Raw genomic sequence first — 18,917 nt, 5'->3', positions numbered from 1 at the left:
CAATTTTGAAACAACAAACGGCTCACGAATTGTCGCTTTCGCCAATAACCTCACAAACACCATGAGATTATCAGAAAAAAGCCGGCCGACTGGCCGGCTTTTCGATTACATCACCAGGCGGCGAATGTCGCTCAGGGTGTTGTTGATGATGGTGATGAAGCGCGCACCATCAGCACCGTCGATCACGCGGTGGTCGAAGGACAGAGAGATTGGCATCATCAGACGCGGCACGAACTCTTTGCCATTCCACACCGGCTCCATCGCGGATTTAGACACACCGAGGATAGCCACTTCCGGCGCATTCACAATCGGCGCGAAGTGGGTGGTACCCAGGCCGCCGATGCTGGAGATAGTGAAGCAGCCGCCCTGCATTTCGCCGGCAGTCAGCTTACCATCACGCGCTTTTTTGGAGATGGTGGTCAGTTCACGGGACAGCTCAGTGATGCTCTTCTTGTTCACGTCTTTGAAGACCGGAACAACCAGACCATTTGGCGTATCAACCGCAACACCGATGTTGATGTATTTCTTCAGCGTCAGCTTCTGACCGTCTTCGGACAGGGAGCTGTTGAAGCGTGGCATCTGCTCAAGGGCAGCGGCAACGGCTTTCATGATGAAGACCACTGGAGTGAATTTCACGTCCAGTTTGCGCTTCTCAGCTTCGGCGTTCTGCTGTTTACGGAACGCTTCCAGATCGGTGATATCGGTCTTATCGAAGTGCGTAACGTGCGGGATCATCACCCAGTTACGGCTCAGGTTAGCACCAGAGATTTTCTGGATGCGGCCCAGCTCCACTTCTTCGATTTCGCCGAACTTGCTGAAGTCCACTTTCGGCCATGGCAGCATGCCCGGGATACCGCCACCGGCGGCTGCAGCTGGTGCAGCTTCGGCGCGTTTCACCGCGTCTTTCACGTAGGTCTGAACGTCTTCGCGCAGGATACGACCCTTACGGCCGGTTCCTTTCACTTTCGCCAGGTTCACACCGAATTCGCGCGCCAGGCGACGAATCAGCGGGGTAGCGTGGACGTAAGCGTCGTTTTCAGCGAACTCAGATTTTTCTGCTTTAGCAGCAGGGGCAGCGGCTGGTTTAGCAGCCTGAGCCGGTGCAGCAGCAGGGGCTGGAGCAGCCGCGGCAGCCGGAGCTGCGGCAGGCGCAGCGCCTTCCACTTCGAAGACCATGATCAGAGAGCCGGTAGACACTTTGTCGCCGGTGCTGATTTTGATCTCTTTAACGGTACCCGCGAACGGCGCAGGCACTTCCATAGAAGCCTTGTCGCCTTCAACGGTGATCAGTGACTGTTCAGCGGCAACTTTGTCGCCCACTTTCACCATCACTTCGGTCACTTCAACTTCGTCACCGCCGATGTCCGGTACGTTAACGTCTTTCGCGCCGCCAGCAGCTGCTGGTGCAGCAGCCGGAGCCGGAGCAGCGGCCTGTGCAGGCGCGGCAGCAGGTGCAGCACCCGCCACTTCGAAGACCATAATCAGGGAGCCGGTAGACACTTTGTCACCGGTGTTGATCTTGATCTCTTTAACGGTACCGGCGAACGGCGCTGGCACTTCCATAGAGGCTTTGTCGCCTTCTACGGTGATCAGTGACTGCTCGGCCGCAACGGTGTCGCCCACTTTCACCAGGATTTCAGTGACTTCAACTTCGTCACCGCCGATGTCAGGCACGTTCACTTCTTTCGCGCTTGCGGCAGCGGCTGGAGCAGCGGCGGCCGGAGCGGCTTCTTTCTTCTCTTCCTGCGCAGGTGCAGCTGCTGCTGCACCGTCGGCGGAATCGAAAATCATGATCAGTTTGCCGGTCTCGGTTTTATCGCCAACAGAGACTTTGATCTCTTTAACGATGCCAGCCTGAGGAGACGGGACTTCCATAGAGGCTTTATCGCCTTCTACGGTGATCAGCGACTGTTCAGCTTCAACTTTGTCGCCTACTTTGACCAGGATCTCGGTGATTTCAACTTCATCAGCCCCGATGTCCGGTACATTGATTTCGATAGCCATTATTCTTTTACCTCTTACGCCAGACGCGGGTTAACTTTTTCTGCATCGATGTTGAATTTGGTGATTGCGTCCGCAACCACTTTCTTATCGATTTCGCCACGTTTAGCCAATTCGCCCAGTGCTGCTACAACCACGTAAGAAGCATCAACTTCGAAGTGGTGACGCAGGTTTTCGCGGCTGTCAGAACGACCGAAGCCGTCAGTACCCAGAACGCGATAATCATCAGCTGGAACGTAAGTACGAACCTGCTCAGCGAACAGTTTCATATAGTCAGTAGACGCCACCGCTGGCGCGTCGTTCATCACCTGAGCGATGTACGGAACGCGTGGAGTTTCCATTGGGTGCAGCATGTTCCAACGCTCACAATCCTGGCCATCACGCGCCAGTTCAGTGAAGGAAGTCACAGAGTACACGTCGGAACCCACACCGTAGTCTTTCGCCAGGATCTGTGCTGCTTCACGTACGTGACGCAGGATAGAGCCGGAGCCCAGCAGCTGAACTTTACCTTTGCTACCTTCGAGGGTTTCGAGTTTGTAGATACCTTTACGGATACCTTCCTCGGCACCTGCTGGCATTGCCGGCATGTGGTAGTTTTCGTTCAGGGTGGTGATGTAGTAGTAAATGTTCTCTTGCGCTTCACCGTACATGCGCTGCAGACCGTCATGCATGATGACTGCCACTTCGTACGCGTAAGACGGGTCGTAAGAGATACAGTTAGGGATAGTCAGAGACTGAATGTGGCTGTGGCCATCTTCGTGCTGCAGACCTTCACCGTTCAGGGTCGTACGACCGGAGGTACCGCCTACCAGGAAGCCGCGAGCCTGCTGGTCGCCTGCCTGCCAGCACAGGTCACCGATACGCTGGAACCCGAACATGGAGTAGTAGATGTAGAACGGGATCATCGGCAGGTTGTTGGTGCTGTAAGAGGTCGCAGCAGCCAGCCAGGATGCGCCTGCGCCCAGCTCGTTGATACCTTCCTGCAGGATCTGACCTTTCTCGTCTTCTTTGTAGTATGCAACCTGCTCACGGTCCTGCGGGGTGTACTGCTGGCCGTTCGGGCTGTAGATACCGATCTGACGGAACAGACCTTCCATACCGAAAGTACGCGCTTCGTCGGCGATGATTGGAACCAGACGATCTTTGATCGACTTGTTCTTCAGCATCACGTTCAGGGCACGAACGAAAGCGATAGTGGTAGAGATCTCTTTGTTCTGCTCTTCCAGCAGCTGAGAGAAGTCTTCCAGCGCTGGCAGTTCCAGCTTCTCGGTGAAGTTAGGCTGACGAGCTGGCAGGTAGCCTTTCAGCGCCTGACGACGTTCGTGCAGGTACTTGTGCTCTTCAGACCCTTCCGGGAAGGTGATGTAAGACAGGTTTTCTACCTGCTCATCGGTCACTGGAACGTTGAAACGGTCGCGGATATAACGCACGCCGTCCATGTTCATTTTCTTAACCTGGTGAGCGATGTTTTTACCTTCTGCGGTATCACCCATGCCGTAACCTTTGATGGTATGGGCCAGGATTACAGTCGCTTTACCTTTGGTTTCGCGCGCTTTTTTCAGTGCAGCGTAGACTTTCTTCGGATCGTGACCACCACGGTTCAGGGCCCAGATCTGCTCATCAGTCCAGCCTGCAACCAGTGCTGCGGTTTCAGGATATTTACCGAAGAAGTGCTCACGAACGTAGGCACCGTCTTTGGATTTGAAGGTCTGGTAGTCACCGTCAACGGTTTCGTTCATCAGCTGGATCAGTTTACCGCTGGTGTCTTTACGCAGCAGCTCATCCCAACGACCGCCCCACATGACTTTGATCACGTTCCAGCCAGCACCTGCGAAGATGCCTTCCAGTTCGTTGATGATCTTGCCGTTACCGGTTACCGGACCATCCAGACGCTGCAGGTTACAGTTGATGATGAAGCACAGGTTGTCCAGCTTCTCACGGGTTGCGATGGTGATCGCACCTTTGGATTCTGGCTCATCCATTTCGCCGTCGCCCAGGAAGGCGTATACGGTCTGCTCGGAGGTGTCTTTCAGACCACGGTGTTCCAGGTATTTCAGGAATTTAGCCTGGTAGATCGCACCGATTGGGCCCAGACCCATAGATACGGTCGGGAACTGCCAGAATTCAGGCATCAGTTTAGGGTGCGGGTAAGAAGACAGACCTTTACCGTGAACTTCCTGACGGAAGTTGTTCATCTGCTCTTCAGTCAGACGACCTTCCAGGAATGCACGTGCATAGATGCCCGGAGAGATGTGGCCCTGGAAGTACACCAGATCGCCGCCGTCTTTCTCGTTCGCTGCACGGAAGAAGTGGTTGAAGCACACTTCGTAAACGGTTGCAGAAGACTGGAAGGACGCCATGTGGCCACCCAGTTCCAGGTCTTTCTTGGATGCGCGCAGAACGGTCATGATGGCGTTCCAGCGGATTGCAGAACGGATACGACGTTCCAGATCCAGATTGCCCGGGTATTCCGGTTCGTCTTCGACGGCAATCGTGTTTACGTAGTTGCTAGCCCCTGCACCTGAAGCAACCTTCACACCGCCTTTGCGGGCTTCAGAAAGCAGCTGATCAATCAGATACTGAGCGCGCTCAACACCTTCTTCACGGATGACCGATTCGATCGCCTGTAGCCAGTCGCGAGTTTCGATCGGATCCACGTCATTTTGGAGACGTTCTGACATGGGGGTATTCCTTATCTATCTAATACGTTGATTTGTCTGGAACCTGTCCCATTGTGCTCTTGGGCAAGAACACAATAAGACAGGTTCTGCGTTTAGTTGCCGCGCTCTAAAAGTACCTGGCGCTTAATCCTTTCGTTGCTGTATGCGGCGTAATGAACGTTCGCGACGCGATTGTTCACGGCTGCGGTCCAGCAAGATTTCCTCAATGAAAGCCAGATGGCGGTGCGACGCTTCGCGCGCCTGCTCCGGTTCCCCGGCCATTATCGCCTCGAATACTCGGGTGCGATGGTTGCTTACCAGTGGGAGCATGTCCCGACGGGCATACAACAATTCAAAATTCTGACGAACGTTCTGGGCCAGCATGGGCTCCATGCAGCGTAGCAGATGGAGGAGCACCACGTTGTGGGCCGCTTCGGTGACGGCAATTTGATACTGGACGACGGCGCTGGACTCGGCGTCTAAATCGCCGGACTGCTGTGCCCGTTCAATGGCCTGATGCAGTTCGCGGATACGCACGCGATCTTCATCAGTGCTGCGAAGGGCGGCGTAATAGGCCGCAATACCTTCAAGCGCGTGACGGGTCTCAAGCAGGTCAAACTGGGATTCTGGGTGGTCAGAGAGAAGTTCTACCAGCGGATCGCTGAAGCTCTGCCACAGGCTGTTTTGCACAAAGGTTCCGCCGCCCTGGCGACGAAGCAGCAAGCCCTTTGCTTCGAGACGTTGAATCGCCTCACGCAGAGAGGGACGTGAAACGTCGAACTGTTTTGCCAGTTCGCGTTCTGGCGGAAGTTTCTCACCCGGGCGCAGAGTCCCTTCGAGGATTAAAAACTCCAGCTGCTGCTCAATCACATCAGATAGTTTTGGTTGGCGAATTTTGCTGTAGGCCATATTCCCTGTCTTACGCCTTTTTGCCCGGAGTCAATTGGTCTTACCAATTTCAAGTTCGTATCGCTAAAGTAACAAAGTATTCACCTTCTGTCCATATTGGTTTTGATTGAAATCAGTAAACCCTGCACATTTTAACAACCTTACAGAAATAACGTTTCAGAAATGTAACTTTGCACAAATGAGTTGATTACTACCAAAGAGGCAGTTTTAACCATAATGAAACGAGGGTTTTTGCAATCTGAAGCGATTCAACAAGGCAAATAATGAAAATTCGCCCACTTCTTGCGCATTTCTATTCTATAGGTTGGGTTAGGAGGAATGAGCGGGCCGATTTACAAATGCTTTCTTTTTATTCAAGTCGTCATCAGCCCTTCATAAAGCAGGTGCATTCACAGGCGCTTACCACTATTCTTGCGCTTACGGAAGTCATCTCCGCTTTTTTCGGTGTCATTAACCGTAAAGAAATAAATACAGAATATGGATTTTCATAATTACACACGCACAGCGTGAACATAACAACCACACACGAGGTTTCAAATGGAAGCTCAACAGCACGGCGATCAGCTAAAGCGCGGGCTTAAGAACCGCCACATACAGCTCATTGCACTGGGTGGTGCTATCGGTACTGGCCTGTTTCTCGGCAGCGCGTCCGTTATCCAGTCAGCCGGTCCGGGCATTATTTTGGGGTACGCAATCGCAGGCTTTATTGCCTTCCTGATCATGCGTCAGCTGGGTGAGATGGTCGTTGAAGAGCCGGTTGCAGGCTCGTTCAGCCACTTTGCCTATAAATACTGGGGCAGCTTTGCCGGTTTCGCCTCTGGCTGGAACTACTGGGTGCTGTACGTCCTGGTTGCCATGGCGGAACTCACCGCTGTCGGGAAGTACATTCAGTTCTGGTATCCTGAAATCCCAACCTGGGCTTCTGCTGCGGCCTTTTTCGTCCTGATTAACGCCATTAACCTGACCAACGTAAAAGTGTTCGGGGAAATGGAGTTTTGGTTTGCCATCATCAAGGTCATTGCCGTGGTAGCGATGATCATCTTCGGCGGCTGGCTGCTGTTCAGCGGCAACGGTGGCCCGCAGGCAACCGTGCGCAACCTCTGGGAACAGGGCGGATTCCTGCCTCACGGCATGACCGGCCTGGTGATGATGATGGCTATCATCATGTTCTCCTTCGGCGGCCTCGAGCTGGTGGGCATCACCGCCGCGGAAGCCGACAACCCGGAGCAGAGCATTCCAAAAGCCACTAACCAGGTTATCTACCGCATCCTGATCTTCTATGTGGGCTCGCTGGCCGTGCTGCTTTCCCTTCTGCCGTGGACCCGCGTGACCGCTGACACCAGCCCGTTTGTTCTTATCTTCCACGAGCTGGGCGATACCTTTGTCGCTAACGCGCTCAACGTGGTTGTTCTGACCGCTGCGCTGTCTGTTTATAACAGCTGCGTATACTGCAATAGCCGCATGCTGTTCGGTCTGGCTCAGCAGGGCAACGCGCCGAAAGCGCTGCTCAATGTCGACAAACGCGGCGTGCCGGTGAACACCATTATTGTGTCCGCAGTAGTCACGGCGCTGTGCGTTCTGATTAACTACCTGGCACCGGAATCGGCCTTCGGCCTGCTGATGGCGCTGGTGGTTTCTGCTCTGGTGATTAACTGGGCGATGATCAGCCTGGCTCACATCAAGTTCCGCCGCGCCAAGCAGCAGCAGGGCGTGACCACGCGCTTCCCTGCCCTGCTTTACCCGCTGGGCAACTGGGTGTGCCTCGTCTTTATGGCGGCCGTGCTGGTGATCATGCTGATCACCCCGGGCATGGCGATTTCCGTTTACCTGATCCCGGTCTGGATTGCGATCCTCGGCGTGGGCTACATGGTGAAACAGAAGAACCAGAAAGCCGTGAAAGCGCACTAAGCCTCTCTGCGCTGTACCCGTTTTTTGCGGGTACAGCGTGTTGTTACCTTCCTCACAAATTCCGGCCTTCAGCCATTTCATCCATATCACCGCCTTTATCCTGCAACGCATATATTCATGAGCCAGCGAATAATTCTCTCCATACCGTAAACCGGAGAGCTGTCGATGGATAACAACAAACTGTCAGTAAAAGAAAAGATCGGCTATGGGATGGGCGACGCGGGATGCAACATCATCTTCGGCGCCATCATGCTGTTTGTTAACTATTTTTATACGGATATTTTTGGCCTTGCGCCTGCGCTGGTCGGCGTGCTGCTGCTGTCCGTCCGCGTGATTGACGCCGTAACGGACCCGATCATGGGGGCGATTGCCGACCGTACCCGCAGTAAATATGGCCGGTTTCGTCCATGGCTGCTGTGGATCGCCTTCCCCTACGCGCTGTTCAGCATACTGATGTTCACCACGCCGGAATGGAGCTATAACAGCAAAGTTATCTATGCATTTGTCACCTACTTCCTGCTCTCTTTGACCTATACGGCCATCAACATCCCTTACTGCTCGCTGGGTGGCGTGATCACCAACGACCCGAAAGAACGTGTGGCCTGCCAGTCGTATCGCTTCGTGCTGGTCGGCATCGCCACGCTGCTGCTCTCATTAACGCTGCTGCCGATGGCCGACTGGTTTGGCGGGGACAACAAAGCCAAAGGCTACCAGATGGCAATGACCGTCCTGGCGCTGATTGGAACCTGCATGTTCCTGTTCTGCTTCGCCACCGTGCGCGAGCGCGTGCGCCCGGCGGTACAGACCAACGACGAGTTGAAAAACGATCTGAAAGACGTCTGGAAGAACGACCAGTGGGTACGCATTCTGCTCCTGACCCTGTGCAACGTCTGCCCGGGCTTTATCCGCATGGCGGCCACCATGTATTACGTCACCTGGGTGATGGGCCAGAGCACCCACTTCGCCACGCTGTTTATCAGCCTGGGCGTGGTCGGCATGATGCTCGGCAGCGTGCTGGCAAAAGTGCTGACCGACCGCTGGTGTAAGCTGAAGGTCTTCTTCTGGACCAACATCGTGCTGGCGATTTTCTCAACCGCCTTCTATTTCTTCGACCCGAAAGCCACCGTCACCATCGTGGTGCTCTACTTCCTGCTGAACATCCTGCACCAGATCCCGTCTCCTCTGCACTGGTCGCTGATGGCCGACGTGGACGACTACGGCGAGTGGAAGACCGGGAAGCGCATTACCGGGATCAGCTTCTCCGGCAACATCTTCTTCCTGAAGCTGGGGCTGGCGATTGCCGGAGCGATGGTCGGCTTCCTGCTCTCCTGGTACGGTTATGACGCAGGCGCAAAAGCGCAAAGCGCGGACGCCATTAACGGGATCGTGCTGCTCTTTACCGTCATTCCCGGCGTTGGATACTTAATTACCGCTGGCGTGGTGCGCCTGCTGAAGGTTGACCGTGAGACCATGAAGCAGATCCAGTCCGATCTGGAGAAGCGTCGCGCCAACTACCGCGAGCTGAATGATTATCAGGAACTCAAAGCCGCTGAGACTAAATAAGGAAAGCCGAATGCAAACCTGGCCAAACCCGTTTATCGAACAACGCGCCGATCCGTACATTTTACGCCATGAGGGGCAGTACTATTTTATCGCCTCCGTGCCGCAGTACGACAGGCTGGCGATCCGCCGCGCGGACTCGCTGGAAGGGCTACGCGACGCTGAAGAGGTCGTTGTCTGGCGTAAGCCCGACACCGGCCCGATGAGCCAGCTGATCTGGGCGCCGGAGCTGCACCACATTGACGGGAAGTGGTACATCTACTTTGCGGCGACGCACACCCAGGCGCTCGACGCGCTCGGGATGTTCCAGCACCGTATGTTCGCCATTGAATGTACTGACGGCGATCCGCTCGCCGGAACATGGATTGAAAAAGGGCAAATCAAAACGCCTTTCGATACCTTCGCCCTGGACGCCACCACCTTTGTTCATCAGGGCAAACGCTGGTATCTGTGGGCGCAAAAAGCGCCGGATATCACCGGCAACTCCAATCTTTATCTGTGTGAAATGGAGAACCCCTGGACGCTGAAAGGCGAACCGGTGATGCTCAGCAAGCCAGAGTATGACTGGGAGTGCCGCGGATTTTGGGTCAACGAAGGCCCGGCGGTACTGGTTCACGGCGATAAGCTGTTTATCAGCTATTCCGCCAGCGCCACCGACGAGAACTACTGCATGGGGCTACTGTGGATAGACCTGAATGCCGATCCGCAAAACCCGGCAAACTGGCACAAATCCCCGCGCCCGGTGTTCGTCACCAGCTATGAGAACCGCCAGTACGGTCCGGGCCACAACAGCTTTACGCAAACGCAGGAAGGGGAAGATGTGCTGGTGTATCACGCGCGTAATTACACCGAAATTGAGGGCGACCCGCTGTACGATCCGAATCGTCATACCCGGCTGAAGCTCGTTCGCTGGGACGAAAACGGGATGCCTGATTTCGGCATCCCGCCCGCGGATACGCTCTAGTCTTTGCGGCGCGCTGGCTTACACCAGCGTGCCGTAGATAGTCAGTAACGCCACCACCACAACCACCGCAAACGACGTTTTCTTCGCCATGGAGACAGCGGCCTTCGGCGTTTCAATCTTGTCGGTATGCGGCTCACGCGCCAGCGAGAACTGCGCCAGACGCGTTAGCACCTGATACTGCGACGTATGGCGGTCGCCAAGCGAGGCGAACCATGCTGGCAGCGCTTTTTCACCGTGACCAATCAACGCGTAGACCACGCCCACCAGACGAGCCGGGAGCCAGTCGAGCACGTGCAGGATGGCATCAATGCCTGACAGCAGGCGTTCGTGCGGCGTCAGGTAACGGGCCAGCCAGGTCTGCCAGGCGCGCAGGAACGCATACCCCATCAGCAGTACCGGCCCCCACGGACCGCCCACTACGAACCAGAACAGCGGTGCCAGATAGTAGCGGAAGTTAATCCACAGCAGCGCGTTTTGCAGCTCGCGCAGGAATTCGCGCTCGTCGCAGTCCGGCGGCACGCCGTGGATCATGGTCAACTCGCTCGCCATGGCGCCGCGCGCGTGGGCGTCGTCACGGGAGGCGGCTTTAAGATAAGCGTGATAGTGCATACGCACTTTGCCCGCACCAATGCACAGCACCCCAAGCAGGATCCACACCACCAGCAGCGGCACGTTGAAAAACAGCCCGTACAACGAGCGCAGCAGCAGGAAGGTAATAAGCATGACGCCCGCCGTCATCAACAGCGTACGCAGCATGGAAAAGTGCTTAATGCGGCGGAAAATTACCTCCAGCCGGTGATCCAGATGCCAGTGCTCGCCGAGTTTGAACAGGCGTTCAGCGATAATAACCAGCAGCATGGTAAACAACGTCATGGTATCTCCTTATTCTGACGACGCGGTGAGCATGGCGCGAAACCGGGGCCAGTCAAAGGCCGGACCGGGATCGGTTTTTCTCACCGGGGCGATATCACTGTGTCCGGTAATATTTTCTGCGATTGCCGGATAGAGCCCGATAAGCGTTCGGGTCACGGCGGCTAACTGTTGATACTGTGAATCGGTGTAGGGCGTGGTATCCGTGCCTTCCAGTTCGATCCCAATGGAGAAATCATTGCACCGTTCGCGCCCGTGATACACCGACGCTCCGGCATGCCAGGCACGCTTATCAAAAGGAACATACTGAACCACTTCACCGTCGCGACGGATCAGGCAGTGTGCCGATACGCGCAGATGGGCAATTTCAGCAAAAAAGGGATGGGCATCGGGATCAATCGTTCCCGTGAATAACGCGTCGATCCACGGGCCGCCAAACTCTCCCGGCGGGAGACTAATATTATGAACCACCAGCAGTGTGGGCTTTTCATCCTCCGGGCGGCAATCGTGGTGCGGCGAGGGCACGTGCCGCGCATCCACCAGCCATCCGTTTTCTAACAACATGCTGGAACTCCTTCTGTATGGTGCAATGACTCGGTTCAGAGTAGCATGTTTCAATATTATGATTCGTTACCAATTTGGAGTTTTATCATGCCGCCTCGCCGCTACAACCCCGACCACCGACGTGAAGCCCTTCTGGAACGTATTAACATGGATATCCCGGCAAGCGTCGCCCATGCGTTGAAAGAAGACCTGGGCGGCGACGTCAGCGCCGACAACGATATTACCGCACAGCTGTTGCCAAAAGAGACACGCTCGCACGCGGTCATCATCACGCGTGAAGACGGTGTTTTTTGCGGCAAACGTTGGGTCGAAGAGGTCTTTACCCAACTGGCAGGCGATGATGTGCAGGTAACCTGGCATGTAGATGACGGTGATGCGGTGACTGCCAATCAGACTTTGTTCGAGCTGGACGGTCCCTCCCGCGTATTGCTTACCGGCGAACGCACCGCGCTCAATTTTGTACAAACCCTCTCTGGCGTCGCCAGTGAAGTGCGTCGCTACGTTGACCTGCTGGCAGGCACCCGCACGCAGCTGCTGGATACCCGCAAAACGCTGCCGGGTCTGCGTACCGCGCTGAAATACGCGGTACTGTGCGGCGGCGGCGCAAACCATCGTCTGGGTTTGTCAGATGCTTTCCTGATTAAAGAGAACCACATTATTGCCTCTGGCTCCGTGCGCCAGGCGGTGGAGAAAGCCTTCTGGCTGCACCCGGACGTGCCGGTTGAAGTGGAAGTGGAAAATCTGGAAGAGCTTGAGCAGGCGATTAAGGCCGGGGCCGACATCATCATGCTCGATAACTTTGAAACCGAGCAGATGCGCGAGGCGGTAAAACTGACGAACGGACAGGCGCAGCTTGAGGTATCCGGCAACGTGACGTTCGATACCCTCCGTGAATTCGCGGAAACCGGCGTTGATTTTATCTCAGTAGGTGCTCTCACCAAGCATGTGCGGGCGCTCGATCTCTCCATGCGCTTTAAGTAATCCCGTTCTCCCCCTTCACGCGAAGGGGGAATCACAGCCTTCATCGCAAATCTTTTGCCCTTCCCTGTAACGCTACGTTAAATCCCTGAAAGCCCCTTCACGTTTCCTTTTTTGCCCCTCGTTTCTGCTCCCTCTCACTGCCAGAGTAGCGGCACTTAACCTAAGGAGCAGATATGAACAGACAAAAAGGATTCACGCTCATTGAGCTAATGGTGGTGATTGGCATTATTGCCATCCTGAGCGCCATCGGCATACCCGCGTACCAGAACTACCTGCGAAAAGCCGCACTCACCGATATGCTGCAAACGTTTGTCCCTTATCGCACTGCTATCGAGCTGTGCGCACTGGACCACGGCGGCGTGGAGCGCTGTGATGCGGGAACGAACGGCATCCCCTCTCCGACGACGACACGCTATCTTTCAGCGATGAGCGTGGCAAAAGGCGTCGTTTCGTTAACGGGGCAGGAGAGCCTGAACGGGTTGGAGATTCTCATGACGCCGCTCTGGAGCGACGGCAATGGCATGACGGGCTGGACGCGTGACTGCAAGATCGACTCTGACAGCGCGCTCAAGCAAGCCTGTGAAGACGTTTTCCGCTTCGACACTCACTAAGGGGAGCGGATGATGAATACCGAGCAACTCGTCGCACTGTGTCAGCGCCATCACGCCCTGCTACTGACCAGCGATACCGACACGATAAGCATTGCCGTCGCGGGAAACCCCGGCAATGAACTGATGGAAGCATTGCGTTTCGCGACGCAAAAACGGATTGATATCGAATGCTGGAGCGTTGAACGCATGGAAAAGCACCGGCAGATGGCATCACAGTCTCATCTCCCCGTCGTGTCAGCACCTCACTCCGCCGTAGATATCCTCAACCACACGCTGCAGCAGGCAATAAGCCAACGCGCGTCCGACATTCATATTGAGCCGATGGAGCACGCCTGCCAGATTCGTTTACGCATCGACGGCGTGCTTTGCCCGCAGCCGCCGCTCTCCGCGGCGCTAGCGACCATGCTCATCGCGCGCTTAAAGGTGCTGGGTAATCTGGATATTGCGGAGCGCCGTTTACCTCAGGACGGTCAGTTTACGGTTGAGGTAGCCAACGAGCCGGTCTCCTTCCGTATCGCTACGCTCCCCTGCAGCGGTGGTGAGAAAATTGTGCTGCGCCTGCTGCATCAGGTTCAACAGGCGCTCGAACCCGCTAAGCTGGGAATGAATATCGAACAGCTGGCCTGCTTCAACGAGGTCCTTCATCGCCCGCAAGGCTTGATCCTGGTGACGGGCCCCACCGGCAGCGGGAAAACCGTAACGCTATACAGCGCGTTGCAGGCGCGTAACACGCCCGACGTCAACATCTGCAGCGTGGAAGATCCGATTGAGATCCCGCTTGCCGGGTTGAACCAGACGCAGATTAATCCCCGAGCGGGATTAACCTTCCAGAGCGTGCTGCGGGCGCTGCTTCGTCAGGATCCCGACATCATCATGGTGGGAGAAATCCGCGACGGCGACACCGCGGAGATCGCCATCAAGGCCGCGCAGACCGGACATCTGGTGCTGTCTACGCTCCATACCAATTCAACAGCGGAGACGCTTATTCGTCTTCAACAAATGGGGGTCGCCCGGTGGATGATCTCCTCAGCGCTTTCGCTGGTGATTGCCCAGCGGCTGGTGCGCCGCCTGTGTCCCCACTGCCGCCTTGAAGCCAGCGGCCGTGAAGAATTACCTCGCGCCCTTTGGCCCAGGCCGCTTCCGCGCTGGCAACCTACAGGCTGCGATCGCTGTTATCACGGTTTTTATGGCCGCGTGGCGATTTTTGAAGTGCTGTCCATCGACAGCACGCTTCGACAGGCGATTGCCAGCGGAGCGACCATAGAGGTGATAGAAGGCAGCGCGCGTCAGGCAGGAATGACATCGCTGTTTGAACATGGCTGTATGGCCGTTGAAGAAGGGCTCACCACGATCGAAGAGGTGGTCCGTGTCATGGGAATGCCCGATGGCTGTTAATCAACTCTGGCGCTGGCGGGCGCTTTCTTCGGAAGGGGAAGTCCGCACGGGCACGCTTTGGGCTGTCAGTCGTGAGGCCGCTTGCAGCAGCTTAGAACAACGGTTTCTGCATCCGCTGGCGCTCAAACGGTCGTGGCAGCGTCCTCGATGGCAGCATCATCACTGCTACGATATCTTTCGCCAGCTCGCGACGCTGCTGCAGGCTGGCCTGACGTTGTCTCACAGCCTGCAAATGCTGGCGGAACAGCATCCGTTAACGCATTGGCAGGCTTTGCTTCACAGCCTTGCTGACGATCTGAGTGGAGGCTGTGCCTTTTCAGCGTCAATGAATAAATGGCCGGAGGTGTTTAGCCCGCTTTATGTCTCAATGGTAAAGACAGGCGAGCTGACCGGGAAGCTGGAGGAGTGCTGTCGCCAGCTCGCACAGCAACAAAAAGCCCAGCAGCAGCTCGGTGCAAAAGTCAAAAAGGCGCTGCGCTACCCCACGATCATTCTGACCCTTGCAGCGCTGGTGGTTCTGGCGATGGTGACCCTGGTGCTGCCCGAATTCGCCGCTATCTATAAAACGTTTAATACTCCCCTGCCCTGGCTCACGCAGGCTGTTATGGGATTGGCGGCGTTTATTCAGGAGCACATATTCCTGCTTTTTGCCCTGCTTCTTATTTTGGTGGTTGTCGCTTGTAAGCTACGACGACACCCGCGCTGGGAGCGCATGCTGCTGCACCTGCCCGTGATGGGCGCGCTGGCGCGTGGGCAAAAATTGGGGCAGATATTTACCGTGCTGTCATTAACCCAGCAAGCCGGGATCGCTTTTTTGCAGGGGCTGGAAAGTGTGGAAGAGACGGTTGAAAGCGGGTACTGGCAAGGAAAACTTCGCGAGATACGCGAACATGTCGAGCAAGGAATGCCCGTGTGGTCGGCCTTTCAGCAGGCATCTGTCTTTACACCGCTGTGCATACAGCTGATTCGAACCGGTGAAATCGCTGGTGCACTTGATGTGATGCTGGCGAACCTTGCCCGGCATCATACGGAACAGACATTTCAACAAGCAGACAATCTGGCTGCGCTTCTCGAGCCGCTACTGCTGATTGTGACAGGGTTGATTATCGGCACGCTGGTGGTGGCGATGTATCTGCCGATATTCCATCTGGGGGATGCCATGAGTGCGGGATAGTACAGAATAGTGCTGGCGCACGGACATGCGCCAGCCAGCGGTATTACAGGCTATTAAATACGCGGTTTTCTTGCTCCTGAACGCGAATAAACGTGGTGCGTTTCGTCAGCTCTTTCAGGCGGGATGCTCCCACATAGGTGCAGGCCGAGCGCAGGCCACCGAGGATATCGCGTGCGGTGTATTCAACCGGGCCGCGCAGAGGCAGCTTCACGGTTTTACCTTCCGCCGCACGGTATTTTGCCACGCCACCGACGTGACGAGTCATCGCGGATTCAGAGCTCATACCGTAGAACAGCATGAATTTCTCGCCATCTTCTTCAACGACGGTACCACCACTCTCTTCGTGGCCTGCCAGCATACCGCCGAGCATCACGAAATCCGCACCGCCGCCAAAGGCTTTCGCAACATCACCCGGCATGGTGCAACCACCGTCGCTGATGATCTGACCACCCAGGCCGTGCGCGGCGTCAGCGCATTCAATAACGGCAGACAGCTGCGGATAGCCGACACCGGTTTTCACGCGCGTAGTACATACGGAACCCGGACCAATGCCTACTTTTACAATATCTGCACCAGAGAGGATCAGCTCTTCACACATCTCACCGGTCACCACGTTGCCCGCAATGATAGTCTTAGTCGGCCAGGCTTCACGCGCTTTGCTGACAAACTGTACGAAGTGTTCGGAATAACCATTCGCCACATCAATGCACACAAAGTTAAGCGCCGGGTTAGCGTTCAGGATCTGTTTGGTTTTTTCGAAATCCGCGTCTGAGGTGCCGGTAGAAACCATCACATGCTTCACCACATCCGCGGATGCAGAGGCGACAAACGCATTCCACTCTTCGGTGCTGTAGTGTTTGTGAACAGCGGTGAGAATATCGAACTGTGCCAGCGCCGTTGCCATCTCGAAGGTACCGACCGTATCCATGTTGGCAGCGATAATCGGCACGCCAGACCAGGTCTGACCGGAGTGCTTAAAGGTGAATTGACGTTCGAGTTCAACGTCTGAGCGACTTTTCAGTGTAGAGCGTTTAGGGCGGATAAGAACGTCTTTAAAACCTAACTTCAGATCTTCTTCGATACGCATGTGCGGATTCCTGGGGTTAGAGGCAAATATGTTAAAAGCACAACTCCAGTGACGTTATCATACGCACTAATACCTGCTCCGCAAGACTGCGAAATTCTCTTTTTTTACGCTACAATCCTATAAATTTACCTGGTAAAAAGCAGGTAACGAGAGCTAAACACTCGCGGTAGAAAGTTTGAATTTCAACCAATTGATTTTAATAATGAATAATTCCCAGGATTCGATTTAATGGGGTATATCGTCGCATTAACCGGCGGCATCGGTAGTGGCAAAAGTACCGTTGCGGACGCGTTTTCACGTCTGGGTATCACGATTATTGATGCCGACATCATTGCCCGTCAGGTGGTAGAGCCAAATACACCCGCACTCAAGGCCATCGAGGCACACTTTGGCGCCATCATCCTGAATGCGGATGGCACACTCAATCGCCGCCAGCTTCGGGAATGCATTTTTTCTGATTCTGCAGAAAAAGCCTGGCTTAATGCCCTGCTCCATCCCATTATCCATCAGGAAACCCAGCGTCAGATTGCCGCAGCACGTTCGCCATATGTGCTCTGGGTCGTTCCACTGTTGGTAGAAAATCAGCTGCACCATAAAGCCGATCGGGTATTGGTCATTGATGTCTCCCCCGAAACGCAAATCCTACGAACCGTGGCGCGGGATCGGGTCTCGCGTGAACATGCTGAACAAATTCTTGCCGCACAGGCCACGCGCGCTCAGCGCCTTGCCGTTGCGGATGATGTTATTGATAATAACGGCGCACCAGATGCCATTGCATCGGATGTTGCCCGTCTGCACGCGCAGTATCTGACGTTCGCCGCGCAGGCCGTTGCACAGGAAAAACCATAATGTCGACCCACATCCTTTTTGAGCACCCGCTTAACGAAAAAATGCGTACCTGGCTGCGCATCGAATTTCTTATTCAACAGCTTTCGCATCATCTGCCTGTTAACGATCATGCCACCGCCCTGCATTTCTTTCGCAACGTTGGCGATCTGCTGGATGTGATTGAACGCGGCGATGTCCGCACAGAATTGCTCAAAGAGCTGGAGCGCCAGCAGCGTAAATTACAGGCATGGACAGAAGTGCCTGGCGTAGACCAGAGCCGTATCGACGCGCTCCGCCAGCAGTTGAAAAGCAGCAGCACCATTTTGATGGCCGCGCCGCGTGTCGGGCAGTTTTTGCGTGAAGATCGCCTGATCGCTCTGGTGCGCCAGCGTCTCAGCATCCCTGGCGGTTGCTGCAGCTTCGACCTGCCAACCCTGCACATGTGGCTACATATGCCGCAGGCACAGCGTGACGCGCAGGTGAATAGCTGGCTGGCAAGCCTGGAGCCAATGAATCAAACGCTCTCGCTGATCCTCGATCTTATCCGTAACTCAGCCCCGTTCCGCAAGCAAACCAGCCTGAACGGCTTCTACCAGGATAACGGGGATGATGCCGATCTGTTACGCCTGAATTTATCGCTGGGTGAGCAGCTTTACCCGCAAATTTCGGGGCATAAGAGTCGTTTTGCGATTCGCTTTATGCCGCTGGACAGTGAGAATGGCACCGTGCCGGAACGCCTCGATTTTGAACTGGCCTGTTGTTAAGGAGTGCCGATGTCTGACGTAACCACCGTAAACTGCCCGACCTGTGGCAAAACCGTTGTCTGGGGCGAAGTGAGCCCATTTCGCCCATTCTGCTGCAAGCGCTGCCAGCTCATTGACCTGGGCGAATGGGCCGCGGAAGAGAAACGCATTCCAAGCGAAGGCGATCTCTCTGACAGCGACGACTGGAGCGAAGAGCAGCGATAGCCTTAAAGCCTGCAGGCGCTTCGCTAGCAGGCCTACAGATTGCCCGTCAGGCGAGATATGACGGGCGCATTTGCCGGAGGAAATTTGTCAGCATCACTTGCCTGAAGCTCAACCCAGTTACCCGGTTGCCCCTCTTTCCCCCAGGGCTCGCCTTCCCAGCTTTCCACCAGCCAGAACCACAGCGTGATGTGTCTGTCCGGGAACTGGTATTCGAGCTTATCAAACAGCGTTGCGCCAAACGGGGTGATCCCCACCTCTTCCTGAAGCTCCCGAACCAGCGCCTCTTCCGGCGTTTCGCCTGACTCGATTTTACCGCCCGGAAACTCCCACTTGTTCGCCATATGGGCGTCGGCAGCGCGCTGGGTGATGAAGATTTGGTTTTGCGGGTTGCGAATAATCCCGACGGCAATTTGCAGTATTTTCATATTGTCACTTCC

Annotated in this window: 18 protein-coding genes; 11 read left to right on the top strand and 7 right to left on the bottom strand. The window is 55.3% G+C overall.

Annotation, left to right across the window (positions count from 1 at the left end):
* Positions 1–105 precede the first annotated feature (105 nt).
* The 3 genes from aceF to pdhR form a co-directional block, all read right to left on the bottom strand.
* Positions 106–2,004 (bottom strand): pyruvate dehydrogenase complex dihydrolipoyllysine-residue acetyltransferase, encoded by a 1,899-nt coding sequence (aceF, locus tag K5E19_RS13740; protein ID WP_221551706.1) that lies wholly within the window; start codon positions 2,002–2,004, stop codon positions 106–108.
* Positions 2,005–2,018: 14 nt separating this feature from the next.
* The gene (gene aceE / locus K5E19_RS13735; protein WP_221551705.1) at positions 2,019–4,682 is read right to left on the bottom strand and encodes a pyruvate dehydrogenase (acetyl-transferring), homodimeric type; all 2,664 of its coding nucleotides are present in this window, start codon (positions 4,680–4,682) and stop codon (positions 2,019–2,021) included.
* Between the two features lie 123 nt (positions 4,683–4,805).
* Entirely contained in the window at positions 4,806–5,570 is a 765-nt protein-coding gene (pdhR, locus tag K5E19_RS13730; protein WP_008501960.1) for a pyruvate dehydrogenase complex transcriptional repressor PdhR, read from the bottom strand.
* Between the two features lie 263 nt (positions 5,571–5,833).
* Here pdhR and K5E19_RS13725 point away from each other — a divergent pair, with 263 nt between their 5' ends.
* From K5E19_RS13725 to K5E19_RS13710, 4 genes are all read left to right on the top strand, one after another.
* On the top strand, positions 5,834–6,061 hold the full coding sequence (locus K5E19_RS13725) for a hypothetical protein (protein WP_221551792.1): 228 nt from the start codon (positions 5,834–5,836) through the stop codon (positions 6,059–6,061).
* Between the two features lie 46 nt (positions 6,062–6,107).
* Positions 6,108–7,478 (top strand): aromatic amino acid transporter AroP, encoded by a 1,371-nt coding sequence (gene aroP, locus K5E19_RS13720; protein ID WP_221551704.1) that lies wholly within the window; start codon positions 6,108–6,110, stop codon positions 7,476–7,478.
* 165 nt (positions 7,479–7,643) lie between these two features.
* Entirely contained in the window at positions 7,644–9,041 is a 1,398-nt protein-coding gene (locus K5E19_RS13715) for a glycoside-pentoside-hexuronide (GPH):cation symporter (protein WP_221551703.1), read from the top strand.
* Positions 9,042–9,051: 10 nt separating this feature from the next.
* Entirely contained in the window at positions 9,052–10,002 is a 951-nt protein-coding gene (locus K5E19_RS13710) for a family 43 glycosylhydrolase (protein WP_221551700.1), read from the top strand.
* 18 nt (positions 10,003–10,020) lie between these two features.
* Here the strand turns inward: K5E19_RS13710 and ampE are convergent, their stop codons facing one another.
* On the bottom strand, positions 10,021–10,875 hold the full coding sequence (gene ampE / locus K5E19_RS13705; RefSeq protein ID WP_221551699.1) for a beta-lactamase regulator AmpE: 855 nt from the start codon (positions 10,873–10,875) through the stop codon (positions 10,021–10,023).
* A gap of 9 nt (positions 10,876–10,884) precedes the next feature.
* Positions 10,885–11,436 (bottom strand): 1,6-anhydro-N-acetylmuramyl-L-alanine amidase AmpD, encoded by a 552-nt coding sequence (ampD, locus tag K5E19_RS13700; RefSeq protein ID WP_221551697.1) that lies wholly within the window; start codon positions 11,434–11,436, stop codon positions 10,885–10,887.
* An 87-nt stretch (positions 11,437–11,523) separates the two neighbouring features.
* On the opposite strand from ampD, the gene nadC reads away from it, so the two are divergent.
* The 4 genes from nadC to hofC all read left to right on the top strand — a co-directional run bounded on the left by nadC (position 11,524) and on the right by hofC (position 15,597).
* Positions 11,524–12,417 (top strand): carboxylating nicotinate-nucleotide diphosphorylase, encoded by an 894-nt coding sequence (gene nadC, locus K5E19_RS13695; RefSeq protein WP_221551695.1) that lies wholly within the window; start codon positions 11,524–11,526, stop codon positions 12,415–12,417.
* Between the two features lie 173 nt (positions 12,418–12,590).
* On the top strand, positions 12,591–13,028 hold the full coding sequence (gene ppdD / locus K5E19_RS13690) for a prepilin peptidase-dependent pilin (RefSeq protein ID WP_221551693.1): 438 nt from the start codon (positions 12,591–12,593) through the stop codon (positions 13,026–13,028).
* Between the two features lie 12 nt (positions 13,029–13,040).
* Positions 13,041–14,423, top strand: coding sequence for a type II secretion system protein GspE (gene gspE / locus K5E19_RS13685; RefSeq protein ID WP_221551787.1), 1,383 nt, complete (start codon positions 13,041–13,043; stop codon positions 14,421–14,423).
* On the top strand, positions 14,413–15,597 hold the full coding sequence (gene hofC, locus K5E19_RS13680) for a protein transport protein HofC (protein ID WP_221551691.1): 1,185 nt from the start codon (positions 14,413–14,415) through the stop codon (positions 15,595–15,597). The genes gspE and hofC overlap by 11 nt, the downstream gene beginning before the upstream one ends.
* A 43-nt stretch (positions 15,598–15,640) precedes the next feature.
* On the opposite strand, the gene K5E19_RS13675 is transcribed toward hofC, so the two are convergent.
* The gene (locus K5E19_RS13675) at positions 15,641–16,684 is read right to left on the bottom strand and encodes a GMP reductase (protein ID WP_089599177.1); all 1,044 of its coding nucleotides are present in this window, start codon (positions 16,682–16,684) and stop codon (positions 15,641–15,643) included.
* Positions 16,685–16,912: 228 nt separating this feature from the next.
* Here K5E19_RS13675 and coaE point away from each other — a divergent pair, with 228 nt between their 5' ends.
* From coaE to yacG, 3 genes are read left to right on the top strand one after another with little or no spacing between them, the layout of a single operon-like run.
* Entirely contained in the window at positions 16,913–17,533 is a 621-nt protein-coding gene (gene coaE, locus K5E19_RS13670; protein WP_221551689.1) for a dephospho-CoA kinase, read from the top strand.
* Positions 17,533–18,276 carry a cell division protein ZapD gene (gene zapD / locus K5E19_RS13665; RefSeq protein WP_221551688.1) on the top strand — a complete coding sequence of 248 codons (744 nt, stop codon included), beginning with the start codon at positions 17,533–17,535 and terminating at the stop codon, positions 18,274–18,276. Before coaE ends, zapD begins: the two co-directional genes overlap by 1 nt.
* A 9-nt stretch (positions 18,277–18,285) precedes the next feature.
* Positions 18,286–18,480: a DNA gyrase inhibitor YacG gene (gene yacG / locus K5E19_RS13660; RefSeq protein WP_010426960.1), complete on the top strand. Its 195-nt coding sequence runs from the start codon at positions 18,286–18,288 to the stop codon at positions 18,478–18,480.
* A 32-nt stretch (positions 18,481–18,512) separates the two neighbouring features.
* Here the strand turns inward: yacG and mutT are convergent, their stop codons facing one another.
* Positions 18,513–18,905: an 8-oxo-dGTP diphosphatase MutT gene (mutT, locus tag K5E19_RS13655; RefSeq protein ID WP_221551687.1), complete on the bottom strand. Its 393-nt coding sequence runs from the start codon at positions 18,903–18,905 to the stop codon at positions 18,513–18,515.
* Between the last annotated feature and the right edge of the window lie 12 nt (positions 18,906–18,917).

It is taken from the genome of Enterobacter sp. RIT637, from assembly GCF_019718755.1.
Classification (GTDB): domain Bacteria; phylum Pseudomonadota; class Gammaproteobacteria; order Enterobacterales; family Enterobacteriaceae; genus Enterobacter.
This window is presented reverse-complemented; position numbering and strand designations above follow the sequence as displayed.

What these genes read in the sequence shown, in the direction of transcription:
- ampD (WP_221551697.1), bottom strand. Translation starts at nt 11,436, where the DNA reads ATGTTGTTAGAAAACGGATGGCTGGTGGATGCGCGGCACGTGCCCTCG.
- yacG (WP_010426960.1), top strand. Translation starts at nt 18,286, where the DNA reads ATGTCTGACGTAACCACCGTAAACTGCCCGACCTGTGGCAAAACCGTT.
- K5E19_RS13675 (WP_089599177.1), bottom strand. Translation starts at nt 16,684, where the DNA reads ATGCGTATCGAAGAAGATCTGAAGTTAGGTTTTAAAGACGTTCTTATC.
- K5E19_RS13725 (WP_221551792.1), top strand. Translation starts at nt 5,834, where the DNA reads ATGAAAATTCGCCCACTTCTTGCGCATTTCTATTCTATAGGTTGGGTT.
- aceE (WP_221551705.1), bottom strand. Translation starts at nt 4,682, where the DNA reads ATGTCAGAACGTCTCCAAAATGACGTGGATCCGATCGAAACTCGCGAC.
- aroP (WP_221551704.1), top strand. Translation starts at nt 6,108, where the DNA reads ATGGAAGCTCAACAGCACGGCGATCAGCTAAAGCGCGGGCTTAAGAAC.
- K5E19_RS13710 (WP_221551700.1), top strand. Translation starts at nt 9,052, where the DNA reads ATGCAAACCTGGCCAAACCCGTTTATCGAACAACGCGCCGATCCGTAC.
- ppdD (WP_221551693.1), top strand. Translation starts at nt 12,591, where the DNA reads ATGAACAGACAAAAAGGATTCACGCTCATTGAGCTAATGGTGGTGATT.
- hofC (WP_221551691.1), top strand. Translation starts at nt 14,413, where the DNA reads ATGGCTGTTAATCAACTCTGGCGCTGGCGGGCGCTTTCTTCGGAAGGG.
- nadC (WP_221551695.1), top strand. Translation starts at nt 11,524, where the DNA reads ATGCCGCCTCGCCGCTACAACCCCGACCACCGACGTGAAGCCCTTCTG.
- K5E19_RS13715 (WP_221551703.1), top strand. Translation starts at nt 7,644, where the DNA reads ATGGATAACAACAAACTGTCAGTAAAAGAAAAGATCGGCTATGGGATG.
- aceF (WP_221551706.1), bottom strand. Translation starts at nt 2,004, where the DNA reads ATGGCTATCGAAATCAATGTACCGGACATCGGGGCTGATGAAGTTGAA.
- pdhR (WP_008501960.1), bottom strand. Translation starts at nt 5,570, where the DNA reads ATGGCCTACAGCAAAATTCGCCAACCAAAACTATCTGATGTGATTGAG.
- gspE (WP_221551787.1), top strand. Translation starts at nt 13,041, where the DNA reads ATGAATACCGAGCAACTCGTCGCACTGTGTCAGCGCCATCACGCCCTG.
- zapD (WP_221551688.1), top strand. Translation starts at nt 17,533, where the DNA reads ATGTCGACCCACATCCTTTTTGAGCACCCGCTTAACGAAAAAATGCGT.
- ampE (WP_221551699.1), bottom strand. Translation starts at nt 10,875, where the DNA reads ATGACGTTGTTTACCATGCTGCTGGTTATTATCGCTGAACGCCTGTTC.
- coaE (WP_221551689.1), top strand. Translation starts at nt 16,913, where the DNA reads ATGGGGTATATCGTCGCATTAACCGGCGGCATCGGTAGTGGCAAAAGT.
- mutT (WP_221551687.1), bottom strand. Translation starts at nt 18,905, where the DNA reads ATGAAAATACTGCAAATTGCCGTCGGGATTATTCGCAACCCGCAAAAC.